The organism is Novispirillum itersonii subsp. itersonii ATCC 12639, from assembly GCF_000381985.1.
GTDB classification, from domain to species: domain Bacteria; phylum Pseudomonadota; class Alphaproteobacteria; order Rhodospirillales; family Rhodospirillaceae; genus Novispirillum; species Novispirillum itersonii.
Map to the genome: position 1 here is coordinate 205,119 of NZ_KB907338.1, position 18,905 is coordinate 224,023.

The 18,905-nt window shown below is 65.9% G+C and carries 17 protein-coding genes; 7 read left to right on the top strand and 10 right to left on the bottom strand.

What is annotated here, in order from left to right; genetic code table 11:
* Positions 1-49: 49 nt before the first annotated feature.
* Complete coding sequence (gene purD, locus G365_RS0104245) at positions 50-1,327, bottom strand: phosphoribosylamine--glycine ligase (protein ID WP_019644261.1); 1,278 nt, start codon at positions 1,325-1,327, stop codon at positions 50-52.
* Positions 1,328-1,399: 72 nt separating this feature from the next.
* Between purD and xseA the strand changes: the two genes are divergently transcribed.
* The 4 genes from xseA (at position 1,400) to G365_RS0104270 (ending at position 5,279) form a co-directional block, all read left to right on the top strand.
* Entirely contained in the window at positions 1,400-2,968 is a 1,569-nt protein-coding gene (gene xseA, locus G365_RS0104250) for an exodeoxyribonuclease VII large subunit (RefSeq protein ID WP_019644262.1), read from the top strand.
* Between the two features lie 132 nt (positions 2,969-3,100).
* Positions 3,101-3,445: a hypothetical protein gene (locus G365_RS0104255; protein WP_019644263.1), complete on the top strand. Its 345-nt coding sequence runs from the start codon at positions 3,101-3,103 to the stop codon at positions 3,443-3,445.
* Between the two features lie 322 nt (positions 3,446-3,767).
* Positions 3,768-4,127 (top strand): hypothetical protein, encoded by a 360-nt coding sequence (locus G365_RS0104265; protein WP_019644265.1) that lies wholly within the window; start codon positions 3,768-3,770, stop codon positions 4,125-4,127.
* A 222-nt stretch (positions 4,128-4,349) separates the two neighbouring features.
* Positions 4,350-5,279: a TerC family protein gene (locus G365_RS0104270; RefSeq protein WP_019644266.1), complete on the top strand. Its 930-nt coding sequence runs from the start codon at positions 4,350-4,352 to the stop codon at positions 5,277-5,279.
* 27 nt (positions 5,280-5,306) lie between these two features.
* Here the strand turns inward: G365_RS0104270 and G365_RS20300 are convergent, their stop codons facing one another.
* Positions 5,307-6,209, bottom strand: a complete 903-nt coding sequence (locus G365_RS20300; RefSeq protein ID WP_019644267.1) for a LysR substrate-binding domain-containing protein — start codon at positions 6,207-6,209, stop codon at positions 5,307-5,309.
* Between the two features lie 133 nt (positions 6,210-6,342).
* On the opposite strand from G365_RS20300, the gene G365_RS0104280 reads away from it, so the two are divergent.
* Positions 6,343-6,978: a LysE family translocator gene (locus G365_RS0104280; RefSeq protein WP_019644268.1), complete on the top strand. Its 636-nt coding sequence runs from the start codon at positions 6,343-6,345 to the stop codon at positions 6,976-6,978.
* Positions 6,979-7,034: 56 nt separating this feature from the next.
* On the opposite strand, the gene G365_RS0104285 is transcribed toward G365_RS0104280, so the two are convergent.
* Positions 7,035-8,210, bottom strand: a complete 1,176-nt coding sequence (locus G365_RS0104285; RefSeq protein WP_019644269.1) for a phosphoserine transaminase — start codon at positions 8,208-8,210, stop codon at positions 7,035-7,037.
* A 117-nt stretch (positions 8,211-8,327) separates the two neighbouring features.
* Positions 8,328-8,948: a hypothetical protein gene (locus G365_RS0104290; protein ID WP_019644270.1), complete on the bottom strand. Its 621-nt coding sequence runs from the start codon at positions 8,946-8,948 to the stop codon at positions 8,328-8,330.
* A gap of 113 nt (positions 8,949-9,061) precedes the next feature.
* Between G365_RS0104290 and G365_RS0104295 the strand changes: the two genes are divergently transcribed.
* Positions 9,062-9,979, top strand: a complete 918-nt coding sequence (locus tag G365_RS0104295) for a LysR family transcriptional regulator (RefSeq protein WP_019644271.1) — start codon at positions 9,062-9,064, stop codon at positions 9,977-9,979.
* Here G365_RS0104295 and glcF read toward each other — a convergent pair.
* From glcF to G365_RS0104325, 6 genes are all read right to left on the bottom strand, one after another.
* On the bottom strand, positions 9,964-11,313 hold the full coding sequence (gene glcF, locus G365_RS0104300) for a glycolate oxidase subunit GlcF (protein ID WP_019644272.1): 1,350 nt from the start codon (positions 11,311-11,313) through the stop codon (positions 9,964-9,966). The two genes, G365_RS0104295 and glcF, sit on opposite strands and share 16 nt — an antisense overlap.
* 15 nt (positions 11,314-11,328) lie before the next feature.
* A complete protein-coding gene (glcE, locus tag G365_RS0104305) occupies positions 11,329-12,480 on the bottom strand; it encodes a glycolate oxidase subunit GlcE (protein ID WP_019644273.1) in 1,152 nt (383 codons plus the stop codon).
* 20 nt (positions 12,481-12,500) lie between these two features.
* The gene (locus tag G365_RS0104310) at positions 12,501-13,985 is read right to left on the bottom strand and encodes an FAD-linked oxidase C-terminal domain-containing protein (protein ID WP_019644274.1); all 1,485 of its coding nucleotides are present in this window, start codon (positions 13,983-13,985) and stop codon (positions 12,501-12,503) included.
* A gap of 419 nt (positions 13,986-14,404) precedes the next feature.
* Positions 14,405-14,530 carry a type B 50S ribosomal protein L36 gene (gene ykgO / locus G365_RS23410; RefSeq protein ID WP_081628433.1) on the bottom strand — a complete coding sequence of 42 codons (126 nt, stop codon included), beginning with the start codon at positions 14,528-14,530 and terminating at the stop codon, positions 14,405-14,407.
* A gap of 173 nt (positions 14,531-14,703) precedes the next feature.
* Positions 14,704-15,405, bottom strand: coding sequence for an alpha/beta fold hydrolase (locus G365_RS0104320; RefSeq protein WP_019644276.1), 702 nt, complete (start codon positions 15,403-15,405; stop codon positions 14,704-14,706).
* Positions 15,406-15,469: 64 nt separating this feature from the next.
* Entirely contained in the window at positions 15,470-16,015 is a 546-nt protein-coding gene (locus G365_RS0104325) for a hydrolase (RefSeq protein ID WP_019644277.1), read from the bottom strand.
* 261 nt (positions 16,016-16,276) lie between these two features.
* Here G365_RS0104325 and G365_RS20305 point away from each other — a divergent pair, with 261 nt between their 5' ends.
* The gene (locus G365_RS20305; protein WP_019644278.1) at positions 16,277-18,799 is read left to right on the top strand and encodes a DEAD/DEAH box helicase; all 2,523 of its coding nucleotides are present in this window, start codon (positions 16,277-16,279) and stop codon (positions 18,797-18,799) included.
* Positions 18,800-18,905 lie beyond the last annotated feature (106 nt).

An 18,905-nucleotide genomic window follows, 5' to 3' on the forward strand; every position in this document is an offset into this window, starting at 1 on the left:
AAGAACCCGCCGGGGCTGTCGAGATCAGGCGCAGGGCCGAACCGGGGGCTTACGCCTCGCGGGCCACCGCGCGCCAGCCGATGTCACGGCGGCAGAAGCCACCGGGCCAGTTCAGGGCGTCAACCCCGGCATAGGCCTTGGCCTGCGCTTCCCGCACGGTGCGGCCGGTGGCGGTGACGCCCAGCACGCGACCGCCGGTGGCAACCACCGCCCCATCCTGCAGCTTGGTCCCGGCATGGAAGACGGTGACGCCGTCACAGGCCCCGGCTTCGGTCAGGCCGCCGATCACGGTGCCTTTCTGATACGGGCCGGGGTAGCCGTTGGCGGCCATCACCACCACCAGCGCGGTCTCATCCTTCCAGCGCATGTTGACGTCGGACAGGCGGCCTTCAGCGGCGGCCAGCAGGGCCTCCAGCAGGTCGCTGTCGAGGCGGCTCATCAGCACCTGACATTCCGGGTCGCCGAAGCGCACGTTGTATTCCAGCACTTTCGGGCCGTCAGCGGTGATCATCAGGCCGCAGAACAGAACGCCACAGAACGGGGTGCCGCGTTCTTTCATCCGCTGCACGGTCGGCAGGATGGCGGTGCGCATCACGTCGTCCTGCAGGGCCGGGGTAAACACCGGGGCCGGGGAATAGGCCCCCATGCCGCCGGTGTTGGGGCCGGTATCGCCATCGCCGACCGCCTTATGGTCCTGTGCCGCAATCAGCGGAATTGCGGTTTCGCCATCGGCAATCGCGAAGAAGCTGACTTCCTCACCGACCAGAAACTGCTCGATCACCACCTCGTTTCCGGCATCGCCGAAAATCCGGGCCCCCATCATGTCGTCCAGCGCGCTCAGGGCTTCGTCGATGCTCTGGCACAGGATCACGCCTTTGCCTGCGGCAAGGCCATCGGTCTTGATGACGATCGGCGCGCCTTTTTCACGGACATAGGCCTTGGCGGCATCAATGTCGGTGAAGCGGGAATACCACGCGGTGGGCACCCCGGCCTCGCGCAGCACGTCTTTCATAAAGCCCTTCGAGCCCTCCAGCGCCGCGGCCTGCTCCGACGGGCCGAACACCGGGATCCCGGCTTCGCGCAGGCGGTCGGCCAGACCCAGCACCAGCGGGCCTTCCGGCCCGACCACCACGAAATCAATGGCATTGGCAACCGCCCACGAGGTGATTTCATCCACCGCTTCGGCGTTGATCGGCACCAGTGTCGCCACATCGGCAATCCCGGCATTGCCGGGGGCGCAGTAGAGCTGGCGGCAGCGGGGCGACTTTTTCAGGGCCCAGCACAGGGCATGTTCACGGCCACCGGAGCCAACGACCAAAACGTTCATCGCGCAGCCTTTCAGTCTTACAGGGCATCCGCAAAAGCGGGAGTTTCCAAATCCGGCCTTCTTGTAGCATAAATGGATGCCATGACGAGTCCCGAAGCCAGATCCGCCCATAATCTCCCCGAACGCAGCGTTTCGGAGCTGTCCGCCGACCTGAAGCGGACGGTGGAGGAGACCTATTCCCGTGTCCGCGTGCGCGGCGAGATCAGCCAGCCGAAGCTGGCGGGGTCCGGCCATTGCTATCTGCGCCTGAAGGACGACACCGCCGTTATCGACGGCATCATCTGGAAGGGCAGCTATCAGAAGCTGACCGTCCGCCCGGAGGAAGGGCTGGAGGTGATCGCCACCGGTCGCCTGACCACCTATCCGGGGCGGTCGAGCTATCAGATCGTCATCGACTCGCTGGAACTGGCGGGCGAGGGCGCTTTGCTGAAAATGCTGGAAGAGCGCAGGCGCCGTCTGGCCGCCGAAGGGCTGTTTGATCCGGCCCGCAAAAAGCGCCGCCCGTTTCTGCCCCGGTGCATCGGGGTGGTCACCAGCCCGACCGGGGCGGTGATCCGCGATATTCTGCACCGCCTGCGCGACCGCTTTCCGGTGCCGGTGCTGGTGTGGCCGGTGCTGGTGCAGGGGGACGGCGCGGCGCAGCAGGTGGCGAATGCGGTTGCCGGGTTCAACGCCCTGCCGCCGGACGGGCCGATTCCCCGCCCCGATCTGCTGATCGTCGCCCGGGGCGGCGGATCGCTGGAAGATCTGATGGCCTTTAACGAAGAAGTCACCGTGCGGGCGGTGGCGGCCTCGCGGATTCCGGTGATTTCCGCCGTCGGGCACGAAACGGATACCACCCTGTGCGATTTTGCCGCCGATCTGCGGGCCCCGACCCCGACCGGGGCCGCAGAAATGGCGGTGCCGGTGCGTCTTGACCTGCTGGCGCAGGTGCGGGACGACGGCCAGCGCCTGCACGGTGCCACCCGCCGCCTGCTGGAAGACCGGGCGATGCGGCTGGAAGGTCTGGCCCGTGGCCTGCCGCCGGTGGACCGGATGATTGAGGATTACGCCCAGCGGCTGGATGACCGCTGGGAGCGGCTGGGCACCGCAGCCCGGATGACGGTGGACCGGCGGGCGGCGATGGTCGGCCAGCTGGGGGCACGTCTGCGCAGCCCGGCAGAGCAGATCGCGGCCAAACAGGGGCAGCTGGCGCAGGCGGCGCAGGGGCTTGACGGCGCGGTGCGCTATACCCTGAAAGACCGCGATGCCCGCCTGACGGCGGTATCCGGGCGGTTGCGGCCCGATGCGGTGGCCCGGGACGTCACGCGGCATCAGCGGGATCTGGATTCGCTGTGGGCCCGGCTGGGGACGGCGGCGGCGCGGTCCCTGCCGGAGGCCGAACGCCGTCTGACGGCTGCGGCAGAACGGCTGGCGGTCAATTCCTATCAGGGGATCCTGGACCGGGGCTATGTGGTGGTGCGCGATGACAGCGGGCAGGTGATTGACAGCCGCGCCCCGCTGAAGGGCGGCGAGGCCGTGACGCTGCAGTTCCGTGACGGCAGTGCCGGGGCGGTGATCACCGGATCGGGCAGCGTGGCAGGCGGGCGGCGTACCCCCGGCCGCAAGGGCGATGATACCCGGCAGGAGACCCTGTTCTGACCGGTCGGGTATGGCAACCGGAGAGGGAGAATTCCTTGACGCTTTCCCTCGGTGGGGGGTATAGCGTTCCGTGCCGTGGGACTACATCTTAGGTCTATGGTCTGCTGTGGACTATCCGACGGGGACGGAGCGATGAAATCCAGCTTCCGGGGGGCTTACGCCAAACGCCTGCGGTCAATTGCCGACCGGATGTCGGCTGACCTTCCCGATACCGATATTCCGCCCCTGTTGATGCTCAATGCTGACCTATGGGCTGCGCTGGACTCTGATGTCCGGGCGGGCCTGTTTTCATCCCCGGAAATACTGGCGGAAACTTTGCTGACACGGGCGCGGACCGTGGCAGAGCAGACCCGTCTGATGACCCGGGGGAGAGGGGACTGCCAGCGGTTGATTCTGCTCAACCGTCAGACGGCCAGCCTGCTCGACGGGCATGACCAAAGGCAGGGGGAAGAGGCAGACTGCCCGAAGGTCATGTGACCAAAGTATAGTTCCATAGACCTATGCAATGATTGACGCCGTCAGGGGGTTGGGGCAAACTTCCGGTTGTCGGTTGCGGCTTTGTCTATTCCTTAACGGGCGTGTGATAGTCCTGTAGGATTAAGAGGTCGCTTTCATCGACCTGTCTGTTCGGGGGCCTATCCGCCAGGGCATTTTCCGGTAAGGAGACACCCATCAAAGGGGCTCCGGTACATCGGGGGAAGTGCCTTTCTTTTAAGAAGTTAGAGTGTTCTCAGGCGCAGGGCAGGGCTCCGCCGTTACTGATGAAGACTCTAGGCCAGCTGATAGGAAAGGGGGGGTGATGGCGTATATTCCTTGGACGCTGTATGCGATGCGTCTGCAGCGGGTTGCCCAGAAGATGGCTTCCGCGCAGGATTCGGCGGCACTGGAACATTGCCTGCAGGAGCATTCCGCTCTGTGGGAGCGGATTGCCGGACTGATCACCGAGGCGGAAGAAGAAGGGGTGACTGGCCTGAGGCGGCAAATCCTGCCGCTGACCCGTTTGGTCAACCTTGGTCGCGGCGATGCAGTGCGTGCAGATGGCACGGGGGAGAGCGCCGCTGTGGAGTCTCTGTCAACCCTGATTGCCCTGAACCGGCAGGCTGCGGCAATGCTGCCGGATCTGGAACTGGGGACGCCGGTCAGGCAATGGCTGAATTGATGCGTTGATAAAGGCTGGCGGCCTGTCTGCGGGAAATCTGCATCAGTACATTCAAATTATCTTTTTGGCCTCACGACCCCCCTTGACAGTTGGGCGGCGTTTCGCGAATCTGTCGTCAGAGCCTGGGTCCGGGCCCCTCTGGCGATGAGGCGTCATCGCGATGTCGGATCTCCTCGTATAAGAACTGCGCTGACGCGGCGCGATGGGTTCTGAGGGTCTTCCATGGACTTCACCCTGCTGGCATGGGGCGGCTTCGGCGTCTTCGTGCTTATCCTCCTTGCTTTTGACCTTGGTCTGCTGAACCGGAACGACGAAGAAGTGTCGATCCGCAAGTCGCTGATCATGTGTAGCTTTTATGCCTCTCTGGCGCTGATCTTCGCCGGTGGGGTCGCCTATGTTCAGGGCCTGCCCAAGGGGCTGGAGTTCCTGACCGGTTATGTGATTGAACTCAGCCTCAGCCTCGACAACGTGTTTGTCATCGCGCTGGTGTTCACCGCCTTCGCCATTCCGACCAAATATCAGCACCGGGTGCTGTTCTGGGGCATCCTCGGGGCGCTGGTGATGCGTGCCGGTATGATTCTGGCAGGGATCTCGCTGGTTCAGCAGTTCCACTGGGTTATTTACATCTTCGGCGGCTTCCTGATCTTCACCGGTCTGAAGATGCTGAAGCCTGATGATGCCGATCCGGACCCGGAAAAGATCTGGCTGGTGCGTCTGGCCCGCCGCTTCTTCCCGGTGACGCCCGATTTCCACGGTCACAGTTTCTTCGTGCGGATCAACGGTGTGCGTCATATCACCCCGCTGTTTCTGTCGCTGATGGCGGTCGAAGCGATTGATGTGATCTTTGCGGTCGATAGCATTCCGGCGATTTTCGCCGTCACCACCGACCCGTTCATCGTCTTCACCTCCAACGTGTTTGCGATTCTTGGTCTGCGGTCCCTGTATTTTGCCCTCGCCGGTCTGCTGCCGCGCTTTAAGTACCTGAAATATGGTCTGGCGCTGCTGCTGGTGGTCATCGGCACCAAGATGGTGCTGGTGGATATCTACAAGCTGCCGACCTGGGTGGCGCTCAGCCTTACGGCGGGCATTCTGGGGGGGTCCATCGCGCTGTCGCTGTGGAAGACCCGCGATCAGGCGAAAGTGGCCGGATAACGGCCAGCTGCCTGTGGGCTTAATGCTTCAGGTGACGGGCGCGGGGGCTTCCTCCGCGCCCGTTTCCATTTCCGGTAAAGAGGCGGCCAGCCAGTCGATGAAGTGGGCCGCCGGGCTGCCCGCCGCCGGTTCTGATACCGTCAGGGCAATGTAGTCGGCCCCGCCGTCACAGAAGCCGAACGGGGCCACCAGCACCCCGTTGGCCAGATCGTCCGCGACCAGCGGCAGCGGGCCGATGGCCAGCCCCAGCCCGGCCACAGCCGCCTGTAACGAAAATGAGAAATGATCGAACACCGGCTCTGACGGGGCCGGGGGCAGAGGCTGGCCGCTGCGGCGGGACCAGTCGGCCCATGCCTGTGGCCGGGTGCGGGTATGCAGGCGCGGGGCGGTTGCCAGTGTGCGGCCCCAGCGGTCCCACGCTGCCGGATTACACACCACCCCGACCCGCTCCCGGCACAGGGGGCGGACTGTCCCCCCTGTCGGCAGGCCAAAATCAGCCCGGCGGATTGCCAGATCAATTCCCGAGTCGGACAGATCAATCGGTCCGCCTGCTGTTGCCAGATGCACGCTGATACCCGGATGCCGGGCTGAGAACGCGGGCAGATGGGGCATCAGCCAGCGCATGGTCAGGGTCGGTTCGCAGCTGACGGCCAGTGTCGCCGGGTGACGCAGCCGGGCGCAGGTCTGGCGCAGGTCGCTGAACATCCGCTCCAGACAGTCGGCGAGAATCCGTCCTTCCGGGGTCAGGCTGACCCGGCGGCTGTGGCGATGGAACAGGGGCACGCCAAGGGCCTGTTCCGCCTGTTGCACGGCACGGCTGACCGCGCCATGGGTCAGGTTCAGGCTGTCTGCCGCCTTGGTGAAGCTGCTGTGCCGGGCGGCGGCGTCAACGGCCACCAACGGGGCCAGCGGCGGCAGATCTCGGGCCATCGGTCTCTCCTGTGCTGTGAGGAAAACTCACCGATATGGTGAGAACGTTTCGATTTTTTATGCCTTCTTCCGGCGTCATTGTCAGCCATCAGCACAGAAGCAGGGGCAGATGACCCCGGGATGGAGACAGAGGATGGATCAGACGGTGATACAGATGGCAGCGGCCCAGATGCTGCCGGTGGCGGTGGTGACTCTGCTGGCGGTGATCAGCCCGGGGCCGGACTTTGCGATGGTGACGCGGGTCAGCCTGACCGGGGGCCGACGGGCCGGACTGCTGGCGGCGCTGGGGATTGCCTGCGGCGTGACGGTGCATGTCACGTATACGGTGCTGGGGTTTGGCTGGGTGCTGCACGCCGCCCCGCAACTGCTGGAAGGGGTGCGCTATGCCGGGGCAGCGTGGCTGGTGTGGATCGGCGTTCAGTCCCTGCGGGCCCGCCCGGTGACAGAGGGGGAAGACGCTGTGGCCGGTCCGGCGATGACCGGGGCAGCGGCATGGCGGGCCGGGGCCCTGTGTAACGCGCTGAACCCCAAGACCGCGCTGTTTTTCATCGCCCTGTTCAGTCAGGGGATTGATCCGGCAACGCCGCAGGCAGTTCAGGTCGGGTTCGGGGTGTTCATTGCAGTGGCACACCTGCTGTGGTTTGCCGTGGTGGCACTGGCGTTGACACACCCGCGCCTGACACAGGGGATCCGGCGGATCCGCCATCGTGTGGAGCAGGCCGTGGGGCTGTGCCTGATCGGGCTGGGTCTGCGTCTGGCACTGGTCTGAGAAACAGCGACGGGCCGCACTCCGGTGGGGAGTGCGGCCCGTCGCTGCGGGGATTTTTAACCGGCGATTTCTGCCGCGACGGTGGCCGCGGCCCAGTCCAGCCACGGCAGCAGGGCGGCGACGTCGGCGGTATCGACCGTCGCCCCGGCCCAGATGCGGATGCCGGGAGGGGCATCGCGGTACGAGCCGAGATCGAAGCCGACCCCTTCGGTATCCAGCAGGGTCACCAGCCGTTTGGCTGCCTTGGTCTGGGCGTCCGCCGACAGGGCGGTGAACCACGGGGCGGTGATGGTCAGGCAGATCGAGGTGCAGGACCGGGTCTGTTCCGCCACCGGCAGGAACGAAGCCCAGTCAGACTGGGCCACCCAGTCGGCAACCACCGCCAGCGAGGCTTCCGACTTGGCAATCAGGGCTTTGGTGCCGCCGGTCTCTTCCGCCCACTTCAGGGCGTCGATCACATCTTCGACCGCCAGCATCGACGGGGTGTTGATGGTGTCGCCTTCCCAGATGCCTTCGATCAGCTCGGCTCCTTTGGTCATGCGGAAGAGTTTTGGCAGCGGCCATGCCGGGCTGTAGGTCTTCAGGCGTTCAGCGGCTTTCGGGCTGATCACCAGCATGCCGTGCGCGGCTTCGCCGCCCAGCACTTTCTGCCACGACCATGTCACCACATCCAGTTTCTGCCACGGCAGATCCATGGCGAACACCGCAGAGGTGGCATCACAGATCGCCAGCCCCTCGCGGTCATCGGCGATCCAGTTGCCATCGGGCACCCGCACGCCGGATGTGGTGCCGTTCCAGGTGAACACCACATCGCGCGACCAGTCGGCCACCGCCAGATCCGGCAGGTGCCCATAGGCGGCATCCAGATAGCGCACGTCGGTCAGCTTCAGTTCCTTGCGGATGTCAGACGCCCAGGTCTTGCCGAAGGTTTCCCACGCCATCACATCGACGCCCCGGGCCCCCAGCATGCTCCACAGCACCATTTCCATCGCCCCGGTGTCGGAGGCGGGAACGATGCCGATGCGGTAATCATCGGGGATGCCCAGCAGGGCGCGGTGACGGTCGATCACCTCTTTCAGCTTGGCCTTACCCGGTTTGGCCCGGTGGGACCGGCCGAGCAGCGCCCCGGACAGGGCCTCCGGCGTCCACCCCGGACGTTTGGCGCACGGACCCGACGAAAAGTTCGGGTTGGCAGGGCGGAGGGCAGGCTTGGCAGGCACCACAGCGGTCATGATCGGACGGCCTCGTGTCAGGGGAGTTAAAACAGGGAGCCGCAGCATAGCCCCCCCCTTTCCTGTCGCCAAGGACGAAGCACGCAAATCCCCGGTCTGCGCCTGCGTTGCACCTGCTTATGCCCCTTGCCGGGACAGGCCGGGCTGTCGGCAGGTCGGTGCCGTATGCCCCTGCTGCCGGATCAGATACGGGCGCACCAGCGCGACGGCGATGGTCAGCCCGAGTCCCAGCCCGGTCGTGTACAGGCCGATGTAGTGGACATAGTCCAGCAGGGGGGCAATGATCCGTGCGACGCCGATCCCGGTGGCCGTCAGCCATGAGACGGAGCTGACGGCCCCCAGCGTAACGCACAGGGTGATACCGCTGCGGGACAGGGGCAGTTCTCCGGTCAGGCGGGGAAAGGCGAACAGGTGCAGCAGTGTGCCGTTGACGGTCAGGATGGTCACCACCGTCAGTTTCGCGGCGATTTTCGGGCTGGCGGTCAGGGCGCTGACGGAAAAGCCCGACCCCAGGGCAATCAGGGTGCCGCCGGTCAGCCACAGGGCCAGCAGCAGCCAGGCGGTTGCCCGGGCATCGGCATGCAGATCACGTGTTCCGGCGGCATAGTCCCCGCGCAGCATGGCGATATCTGCCTGAACCACCAGTACAAAGGCAAAGGCAAAGACCACAAGGTGCAAGAACAGGGCAGCCTGCCGGGCCACAGGCACGGCAACCGCATACAGATCGGCTTCAGTCATTTTTACGCTACTCCGGCTGAACCCCCACTTCCTTCTGTGTTGACGCTAGCGGCAGATGACCCCAAATAAAATTTCATTGTTTTCATCAACACATTCGAAATATTTTATCATCTATGTCTGCCATCACCCTCGACCAGTTCCGGGTTTTTGTGACCATCGTTGACACCGGCAGCTTCGCGGCGGCGGCCCGGCAGCTTAACCGTACCCAGTCGGCGGTGACCTACACCGTGCAGAAGCTGGAAGAGCAGACCGGGCTCGATCTGTTTGACCGCAGCAGCTATCGCCCGACCCTGACCACCGCCGGCCAGTCCCTGCTGCCGCATGCCCGGCAGATTGTGCAGAATGTGGCGGATTATCAGCGCCATGCCGATGGTATCGCCCGGGGGCTGGAGGCGGTGCTGCGGATTGCCGTGACGCAGTTTGCCCCGATGACGCCCCTGCTGACGGTGTTGCGGCAGTTTCAGGCCCGGTTTCCCACCGTACGGGTGGCGTTGACCACCATGACCGTACAGAGCACCGAAGGGCTGGACAGTGATGCGGTCGATCTGGCGCTGTTGCCGGAATTTGTGCCATTGGGCGAGGAGTACACCCGCCGGACCTGCGCATCGGTCCGCATGGTGGCGGTGGCGGCCCCCGATCATCCGCTGTGCCGGGTGTGCGGCCCCCTGACGTCAGAGGTGATGCAGCAGTATCCGCAGGTGGTGACAGCCGGGCGGAATGCGCCGTCCCTGCGCCGCAGTTATGCGGTGCGGGCCCTGAACTACTGGCAGGCAGACGATATGGAGGCCAAGCACCGGATGATTCTGGCCGGGCTGGGCTGGGGCGGAATGCCGGAGTTCCGGGTGCGGGATGATCTTCTGGCCGGGCGGCTGACGGCCTTATCCCCGACGGAATGGGACGGTCTGGATCATCTGCCGGTCCTGCCGATTGTGCTGGCCTGTCGCCGTGACCGACCGCCCGGCCCGGCGGGGGCCTGGCTGATGGACAGTCTGCCTCTGACGGCAGACTTTGCCGCTCAGGCAGAGGGCTGAGGCAGGGCCACACCGCCCGGTGGCGGGCCACCCCAGGCCCAGTCCAGCAGTTCTGCCGTATGCACCACCGGCACCGGGGAGACCGCGCCAAGATGGGTCAGGCAGCCAATGTTGCCGCCAGCGATCACCTGCGGGGTCAGGGCCTGCAACGTCTGCATCTTGCGGGTCTGCAACTGCTGCGACAGATCTGGCTGTAACAGGCTGTAGGTGCCTGCCGAGCCACAGCACAGATGAGCGTCGCGGGGCTCCTGCGGGGTGATTCCGGCCAGCTTCAGAATGGCTTTCGGGGTATCGCGGATCTTCTGGCCGTGTTGCAGCGAACAGGCGGCGTGGTAGGCGACCCGCAGCCCGGACAGATCGTGGACCGGGGCGGGCAGCGGTGCCGCCGTATGCAGGCGGGCCAGCAGCTCGGTCACATCACAGGTCAGCCCGGCGATACGGGCGGCGGTGTCTGCCAGCCGGGGGTCGTCCTTCAGCAGATGCCCGTAGTCTTTGATCATGCTGCCGCAGCCGGATGCGGCGGCCACGATGGCATCAAGGCCCCGGCTCTGGCGTTCCGCGTCCCACAGGGTAACGGCGGCGCGGGCGGCGGCATGGCCGCCCGGACTGTCGCCGGTATGGTGGGCCACCGCGCCGCAGCAGCCTGCCGGGGGCAGAACCACCTCGCAGCCCAGCCGGGTCAGCAGGCGGATGATCGCATCATTCACCGACGGGCGCAGGGTCGGTTGCACACAGCCGCCCTGCAGCCCGACCCGCAGCCGGGGCGGTCCCGGCTGCCGGGACGGAAACACTCCCGGCCGGTTGCCTGCGGTCAGCGGCGGCAGTGTCAGGGGCACTGCCCGCAGGGCTGCTTCCAGCCGGTGGCGCAGGCGACCCGGCAGCAGCCGCGCCGCCGCCAGCCCCAGCGGGCGCAGCGGAACGGCCAGCCGTATCATCGCCCGGAACCGCCCGCCATGGGGCAGCAGCCAGACCAGCCCGCGCCGCACCAGCCGGTCAGCCACAGGGCGGCGGTAGGTGGTCTCGACATAGTCGCGCCCGATTTCCACCAGATGGGCGTAATCCACGCCGGACGGGCAGGTGGTGGTACACGACAGGCAGGTCAGGCACCGGTCAAGGTGGGTTGCTTCGGTCTCTGTTGCCGGATCCCCGCTTTCCAGCATGGATTTGATCAGGTAGATCCGCCCGCGCGGGCTGTCCAGCTCGTCGCCGCGCAGGACAAAGGTCGGGCAGGTGGCGGTACAGAAGCCGCAGTGGACGCAGGCCCGCAGGATCGAGTCGGCCTCGCGCAGAACCGGGCTGACGGCCAGACGTCCGGGGGAAAAGTGAGTCTGCATGCGCCGTTCCTCCGTTCAGGCCATCCGGCCGGGGTTGAACAGCCCCGCCGGGTCAAAACTGTCTTTCAGGCGGCGGCATAAGGCCGTCACTGCCGGAGAGTCCGGGGGGAACACGCCGCCTGCGGCCCGGACTGCCGCCGGGGCCCGGATCAGGGTGGCATGGCCGCTGCCGGGGGGAATCGCCTGCCGCAGGTGTGCCCCGTCAAGGCCCGGGGACGTGGCCAGCCACAGCAGACCGCCCCCCCAGTCGAAAGCGGCCCGCAGGGCAGGGTCAGCCTGTCGCAGCAGCCGGGCGACCGCTGCCGCCTGCGTCGGGACCAGCGACAGCTTCCAGATGTGCCGGTCCGGGTCCGCCTGCAACGGCTCCAGCCGCTGCCAGCGGTCCCACCAGTCGCGGCTGGCGTCGGTGTCCAGCGTCCGGCAGGGCAGGCCGAGCAGATCCCGCAGGCCCTGTGTCCGCCAGCGGACCGACTCCGGCGGGCCTTCCAGCCGCAGGGCGGTGTCGCCGCCACTGAGATGCACCGCGCCCGAGACATCCGCCGGGCTGCGCAGGGCCTGCCGGAGCAGGCTGAGGGCGCGCTCCTCCTCCAGACCGTCAAGGATCAGGGTTGCCTGTGCCTCGGGGGCGGGGAGGACTTTCAGGCTGATTTCGGTCAGCACCGCCAGCGTCCCCCACGCCCCGCACAGCAGCTTTGACAGGTCAAACCCGGTGACGTTTTTCACCACCTGCCCCCCGGCACGGAACGGCAGGCCGCTGCCGCCGATGCCGCGGACCCCCAGCACATGATCGCGGCAGGCCCCGGCAAAGGGGCGACGTGCCCCGGACAGTCCGGCGGAAACCAGCCCGCCCAGCGTTCCTTCGCCTTCGCTGCCCAGCAGGCCGGACAGGTCGCAGGGCTCGAACGGCAGGTGCTGCCCGGCGTCAGACAGGGCGGTGCGGATCTCCGCCACCGGGGTTCCGGCGGCGGCGGTCAGCACCAGCTCCGCCGGGTCGTAGGCGGTGATGCCGCGCAGCCCGGTCAGGGATAGCCCGAAGGCGGCCTTAACCGGGGTGCCGACAGCGGCTTTGGTGCCCTGACCCCGGATTTCCAGTGGCTCCCGCCGGGCGGCGGCCCAGCGGATGGCCTCGGCGGCGGCGGTTTCGTCGGTGGGGGTCAGCCAGTCCATGCGCGGTCTCCCCGGCGGTGTCAGAAGCGCGGCAGATCGGGGAAAGGCAGATGCCCGCCCGAGACATGCAGTTTGCCCAGCTCGGCGCAGCGGTGCAGGGTGGGGTAGACCTTGCCGGGGTTCAGGCGGTGATCGGGGTCAAAGGCGCATTTGATCCGCTGTTGCTGGCGGATGTCCTCCGGCCCGAACATCACCGGCATCAGGTCGCGTTTTTCCAGACCGACTCCGTGTTCGCCGGTCAGCACACCACCGACCTCGACACACAGCCGCAGGATATCGGCGCCAAACGCTTCGGCGCGCTCCAGCTCGCCCGGGCGGTTGGCATCAAACAGAATCAGCGGGTGCAGGTTGCCGTCCCCGGCGTGGAACACATTGGCCACCCGCAGCCCGTGCTGACGGCTCAGCCCCTGCATCCGCTCCAGCACTTCGGGCAGGCGGCGGCGGGGAATGGTGCCATCCATACACAGATAATCGGGGCTGATCCGCCCGGCGGCGGGAAAGGCCGCTTTGCGCCCGGCCCAGAACAGCAGGCGTTCGTCTTCCGTGGTGCTGGTGCGCAGGGTGGTGGCCCCGTTGGCGCGGGCCAGCGATTCGACGCGGGCGATCAGGGTGTCCACCTCCACCGCCGGGCCGTCGAGCTCGCAGATCAGCAGAGCGTCCGCGGTGACGGGGTATCCGGCATGGACAAAATCTTCAGCGGCGCGGATTGCCGGGCCATCCATCATTTCCAGTCCGGCGGGGATAATCCCGGCAGCGATGATGGCGGCGACACAGGCCCCGGCCTGCCGGGCATCATCAAACCCCATCAGAACGGCGCGGGCGGTTTCCGGGCGGCGCAGCAGGCGGACCGTCACTTCGGTGATGATGCCCAGCAGCCCTTCCGACCCGGTGATCACCCCCATCAGGTCGTAGCCGGGCTGGTCGAGATGCCTGCCGCCAAGGCGGATGACTTCGCCGGTCATCAGCACCATTTCCAGCCCCAGCAGGTTGTTGGCGGTCAGGCCGTATTTCAGGCAATGCACGCCCCCGGCATTTTCCGCGACGTTCCCGCCGATCGAACAGGCGATCTGGCTGGACGGGTCAGGGGCGTAATAAAAGCCGTCGGCCTCCACGGCCCAGCTGATCGCCAGATTGGTGACGCCGGGCTGTACGGTGGCACAGCGGTTGTCGAGGTCGATGTCGAGAATCCGGTTGAAGCGGCTCATCCCCAGGGTAACGGCATCCCCCAGCGGGGTCGAGCCGCCGGACAGCGACGTCCCCGCCCCGCGTGGCACAATGTTGACCCCGTCACGGCGGCAGGCGGACAGCACCCGCGCCACCTGATCGGTGGTCCGGGGCAGTACCACCACCAGCGGCATCTGGCGCAGGGCGGACAGTCCGTCGGAGTCGTAGACGCGCATGGCCGCTTCTTCGGCGATGACGCCGTCAGGGACAATCTCGCGCAGGGTCTGCACGATTTCGCGGCGGCGGGTGACGATGGTGGGGTCCGGCACAGGAAGCTGCATGGCTCTGAACTCCTGAACGCTGGGCGTAACGCGGTGGTGTGCGTAACAGCGGGAGGGGGCAGGGGCATGCGGCAGGCGGGCCGTGAAGAAGGGCTTCCGGCAGGCTGCGGCGGGTATCCGGCGATCCTCCCCGGAGTCAGGCTTTTTCAGCGGCCTGTGTCATCCGGCACCGGGTGCGGACTCCCCCGGCGCCGGACCAGCGTACCGGAAGATGCCGGTCCCGGAAAGTGAGCTGTCGGAAAGCAGCGAGAGGGTGGGGTCCCCGGCAGGCTGTGAAACGGCGGAAAACAAAAAAACCGCGCTGATTTCTCAGCACGGCTTTTTTGGGTAACACGGAAGCATCCCGCAGGCGCTGTCAGGGATGCCGGTGCCAGTACAGGACTGGCGCCCGAGGATCCGCTGTCACGCCAAGGCTGATATCAGCCCTGACGCACCTTCATGCGCGGGTTCTTCTTATTGATGATGTAAACGCGGCCCTTGCGACGAACCACACGGCAGTTCTTGTCGCGGGTCTTGGCCGACTTCAGCGAATTACGGACTCGCATGACGAAACCCTCGGTAAACCCTGGTACAGAAAGAGGGCGCAAAATACGGATCAGAGCCTCCGTTGTCAATGTAAAAGAGGCATGAACTGCCCTGCTTTTACACGTTCTGCGTCCCCGGTTGATTGCCCCGGCTGATTAGTCCGGTTTGTTGGGGCGATGCTTATAGCCCTGAATCATCGCTGAAGCCAATAGCGGAGACAGGCTGATACCGCCTGCGGCTGTTCCAGCGTCGGCAGGTGGCCGCTGTCGTCGATCACCACCAGCGTGCCATCGGGCAGGTGGTCCACCATTTCCTGATGCACTTTCGGCGGGGTGATGGCGTCGTCCCGCCCGACAAGGCACAGGGTGGGTACGGCGACTGCCCGCAGGTCTTCCCGGCCATCGGGGCGGCCCATGATGGCGGTCTGCTGGCGGATGAAGGCCTCCGGCCCGACCCGCAGCATCATGGCGCGGATCGGGGCGGTGAAGGCCTGATCCGCCAGACGGTCCGGGTGAATCAGAAACGGCAGCAGGGTCTCCGCCACCTCTGCCAGACGGCCCTGCGCCGCCAGTTCCATCTGGCTTTTGCGGGTGGTGATCTGTTCTTCGCGGTCGGCGCGGGCGTTGGTGTCGATCAGGGCCAGACGGGTCACCCGGTGCGGGGCCCGGCGCATCACTTCCTGCGCCACATAGCCCCCCATGCTCAGCCCGGCGAGGGCGAAGGTGTCCGGGGCAGCGGCCAGCAGGCGGTCGGCCATGCCGCCAAGGCTGTCATCCTGCGCCACATCGGCCACGGTGATGTCGGCAATGTCGCTCAGGGCGGCGGTCTGCGGGGCGTAGAGGGCGGCGTCGCACAGCAGGCCGGGCACCAGAATCAGCGGAGTCTTGGCGGTCATGGGCGGGGCGTTTCCTTCGTATGGTTTTCTATGGTGTTTCTGATGGCGTGGCGGAAACTAAAGCTCACTTGATCAGGCGCTGCAAGATATCGCGGAAGCGGGGGTGATCGGCGCGGCCAAGCCATTCAAACAGCACCATTTCGGTGGTCACGGCCTGACAGCCCTGAGACACCATGCGGGCGAGTCCGGCCTCGCGGTCGGCCGGGCGGCGGGATCCGCTGGCGTCGGTAGCGACAAAAACATCGTACCCGAGGGCGCGGAAGCCAAGGGCGGTCTGCAGGACGCAGACATGGGCTTCCGTACCGCAGAGAATCAGCTGCCTGCGCCCCAGCGCGGCGACGCGGTCGCGGACCGCCGGTTCGGCAGCGGCGGAGAAGGCGGTTTTGGTGACGACCTGATCGGGGGAGAACTCTTCCCGCAGGTCAATCATGGTGGGGCCGATCGACTGCGGGCAATGTTCGGTGATCAGGGCGGGGACATCCAGCAGGGCGGCCCCGCGCAGCAGGCGGGTGGCGTTGTAGAGGATGGTGCGGGGATCGTCGATGACGGGGCAGAGACGTTCCTGAATGTCGACGACGATCAGACAGGATTCGGCGGCATTGATCAGCATGGTTTCCCCCTGTGATGTTTGGTTGCGCAGGAAACAGAGTACCATCGACAGGGGGGCTGGGGAGGTTTTTCGGAACCCCGGGCCGGGTCTCGGCCCGGGAGGCAGGGCAAAAAACACATATAAAAATGCAAAGCGGGGCCGCTTGACCCCGTTTTGTTGACAGAACGCAGGATCATTCTATTATCAGCGCCTATGATTTAGGCGGATTTTAGGTTTACTCAGCCATCCGCCGTCCCCAATGCAGGCAGCACCCCGATCTCCATGAGCTTTGCCGATCTCGGACTTAGTCCCGAAACCCTGAAGGCAGTCGCCGAAGTGGGTTACACGACCCCGACCCCGATTCAGGAACAGGCCATTCCCTGGGTCCTGATGGGCCGTGACGTTATGGGCATTGCCCAGACCGGCACTGGCAAGACCGCCAGTTTCACCCTGCCGATGATTGACATTCTTGCCAACGGGCGGGCCAAGGCGCGCATGCCGCGGTCGCTGATCATCGCCCCGACGCGGGAACTGGCGAATCAGGCGGCTGAAAACTTCACGCTGTACGGCAAGTATCACAAACTTTCCATGGCGCTGCTGATCGGGGGCGAAAGCTTTACCGAGCAGGAAAAGGCGCTGGATCGCGGCGTGGATGTGCTGATCGCCACGCCGGGGCGTCTGCTTGATCTGTTCGACCGTGGCCGGATTCTGCTGCGGGATGTGAAGGTGCTGGTGATCGACGAGGCCGACCGGATGCTCGACATGGGGTTCATCCCCGATGTGGAGCGGATCGTGTCGCTGCTGCCGCCGCTGCGGCAGACGCTGTTCTTCTCCGCCACCATGGATGATCAGATCAGCCGTCTGGCCGATGCCTTCCTGACCAATCCGAAGGAAGTGCGCGTGGCCCGGCAGGCCACCACCGCCGAGACGGTGACCCAGCTGCTGGCGATTGTGGACGAGCTGGATAAGCGCGAAACCCTGCGCCACATCCTGCGGATGGAAGATGTGCGCAACGCCTTCATCTTCTGCAACCGCAAGCGCGACGTTGATATTCTTTACCGCTCGCTGCGCAAGCACGGGTTTGATGTCGCCCAGCTGCACGGCGACATGCCGCAGTCAGAGCGCACCGCCACGCTGGCCAACTTTAAGGCCGGTAACGTCAAGCTGCTGGTCTGCTCTGACGTGGCGGCCCGTGGCATCGACATTGCCGACGTATCGCATGTGTTTAACTTCGACGTGCCGCATCACGCCGAAGACTATGTTCACCGGATTGGCCGTACCGGCCGCGCCGGACGCGAAGGCCGTGCCTTCACCATTGCCTCTGCCGATGACGGCAAGGCGGTCGTAGCGATTGAAAAGCTGATCGGTAAAGCGATTCCGCGTCTGACGCTGGAAGGGCTGGATCAGGTCGGCTTTGACGAGTCTGGAGAAGGGGGCCGCCGCCGCCGCGGTAAGGACCGCCCTGACCGGAACCGGGCCGATAAGGGCCGGGCGGACAAAGACACCGGGCAGAAGGACACCGCCCCCAAGGATGCAGGCAAGGACTCCGGTCCGCGCTCCGGCAGCCCGAAGGACGGCAGGGACGGAGCCCGGATCAGCGCGAAGGACAGCACGGTGACACGCGACGGCAAGGATCGGGATCGGGGCGAGCGGAATGACCGCGGTGATCGGGAGCGGGGAGACCGCGACCGCAACGACCGTGACCGGAGCGACCGTGACCGTACTGATCGGGACCGCACTGACCGCGACCGGACCGAGCGGGGCGATCGGTCGGACCGTACTGACCGGGACCGTACCGACCGGGATCGCAGCGACCGTGACCGCAATGACCGCGACCGGGGCGACCGTCGCAACGACCGCCGCCGCCGCGACAGCCATCCGGCGCTGGATGTGCCGGAAATGACCTTCGGGGATGATGTGCTGGCCTTTGGTGGTCAGACCCCGGCGTTCATGCTGGCTCCGCTGACCCTGACTGAAGAACTGGCCCTGCGCCCGAGGTCAGCGCATCAGCCGCAGCCGGTTGATGACGACGCTGACGACGACCTGCCGGAAGGCCGGACCGATGAAGCTGCCGCTGACAGCGATGCCGCTCCGTCGCGGTCGAAGCGGAACCGCCGCCGCCGTGGCCGTGGCGGGGACGACGGGCAGGCGGTGGCGGCTGAGGCCGTTGCTGCCGATGCTGTCGCGGGTGACTCCGCTGTCAGCGACAGTGCTGTCGATCCGGTCGATGCCGCTTCGGACGAGGACGGTGATGAGGATCATGCCGACGAGGGGGGCAAGGATAATAAGCCGCGCCGTCCGGCCAAAACCTCTGCCCGCATTGCCAAGAAACTGAGCAAGAAGCAGAGCCCGTCTTCGGGGTCTGACGCCCAGGTGTCTGAAGGTGCTCCGGCTGAAGCTGAGGCGACTGAGCCCGCCGAAGAGGCTGCTGTTGTTCAGGCTGAGGCTGAACAGGCCCCGTCGGTGGTTGCTGCGCCGGAAGAAGCTGCCGTTGACACCGCTGTCGAAGACAAGCCTGCCAAGAAGCCCGCGAAGCCCCGCGCCAGCCGGGCGAAGGCTGCGAAGGCTGCGAAGGCTGATGCCCCGGCAGACGCTGCGGCTGAAGATAAGCCTGCGAAGAAGCCTGCCAAGCCCCGGCCCAGCCGTGCCAAGGCCGCGAAGGCCGAGGCCCCGGCAGACGCGGCGGTGGATGCTGCCGTGACCGAGGGTGACGCGCCGAAGAAGCCCGCCCGCAAGCGGGCCCCGCGCAAGACCGCTGCCCCGGAAGCCCCGGAAGCCGGGTCTGAAGGATCTTCGGAAGGCTGATCCTTCGACATTGATGTGAAAAAAAACGGCGGAGCTGAGAGATCAGATCCGCCGTTTTTCTATCCTGCGCCGTTGCGTTGCCCTCTCCGGTCCTGCGATCAGGCCG

Excerpts from the sequence above, each read along its gene's own strand:
- purD (WP_019644261.1), bottom strand. The coding sequence starts at position 1,327 with ATGAACGTTTTGGTCGTTGGCTCCGGTGGCCGTGAACATGCCCTGTGC.
- xseA (WP_019644262.1), top strand. The coding sequence starts at position 1,400 with ATGGATGCCATGACGAGTCCCGAAGCCAGATCCGCCCATAATCTCCCC.
- G365_RS0104255 (WP_019644263.1), top strand. The coding sequence starts at position 3,101 with ATGAAATCCAGCTTCCGGGGGGCTTACGCCAAACGCCTGCGGTCAATT.
- G365_RS0104265 (WP_019644265.1), top strand. The coding sequence starts at position 3,768 with ATGGCGTATATTCCTTGGACGCTGTATGCGATGCGTCTGCAGCGGGTT.
- G365_RS0104270 (WP_019644266.1), top strand. The coding sequence starts at position 4,350 with ATGGACTTCACCCTGCTGGCATGGGGCGGCTTCGGCGTCTTCGTGCTT.
- G365_RS20300 (WP_019644267.1), bottom strand. The coding sequence starts at position 6,209 with ATGGCCCGAGATCTGCCGCCGCTGGCCCCGTTGGTGGCCGTTGACGCC.
- G365_RS0104280 (WP_019644268.1), top strand. The coding sequence starts at position 6,343 with ATGGATCAGACGGTGATACAGATGGCAGCGGCCCAGATGCTGCCGGTG.
- G365_RS0104285 (WP_019644269.1), bottom strand. The coding sequence starts at position 8,210 with ATGACCGCTGTGGTGCCTGCCAAGCCTGCCCTCCGCCCTGCCAACCCG.
- G365_RS0104290 (WP_019644270.1), bottom strand. The coding sequence starts at position 8,948 with ATGACTGAAGCCGATCTGTATGCGGTTGCCGTGCCTGTGGCCCGGCAG.
- G365_RS0104295 (WP_019644271.1), top strand. The coding sequence starts at position 9,062 with ATGTCTGCCATCACCCTCGACCAGTTCCGGGTTTTTGTGACCATCGTT.
- glcF (WP_019644272.1), bottom strand. The coding sequence starts at position 11,313 with ATGCAGACTCACTTTTCCCCCGGACGTCTGGCCGTCAGCCCGGTTCTG.
- glcE (WP_019644273.1), bottom strand. The coding sequence starts at position 12,480 with ATGGACTGGCTGACCCCCACCGACGAAACCGCCGCCGCCGAGGCCATC.
- G365_RS0104310 (WP_019644274.1), bottom strand. The coding sequence starts at position 13,985 with ATGCAGCTTCCTGTGCCGGACCCCACCATCGTCACCCGCCGCCGCGAA.
- ykgO (WP_081628433.1), bottom strand. The coding sequence starts at position 14,530 with ATGCGAGTCCGTAATTCGCTGAAGTCGGCCAAGACCCGCGACAAGAAC.
- G365_RS0104320 (WP_019644276.1), bottom strand. The coding sequence starts at position 15,405 with ATGACCGCCAAGACTCCGCTGATTCTGGTGCCCGGCCTGCTGTGCGAC.
- G365_RS0104325 (WP_019644277.1), bottom strand. The coding sequence starts at position 16,015 with ATGCTGATCAATGCCGCCGAATCCTGTCTGATCGTCGTCGACATTCAG.
- G365_RS20305 (WP_019644278.1), top strand. The coding sequence starts at position 16,277 with ATGAGCTTTGCCGATCTCGGACTTAGTCCCGAAACCCTGAAGGCAGTC.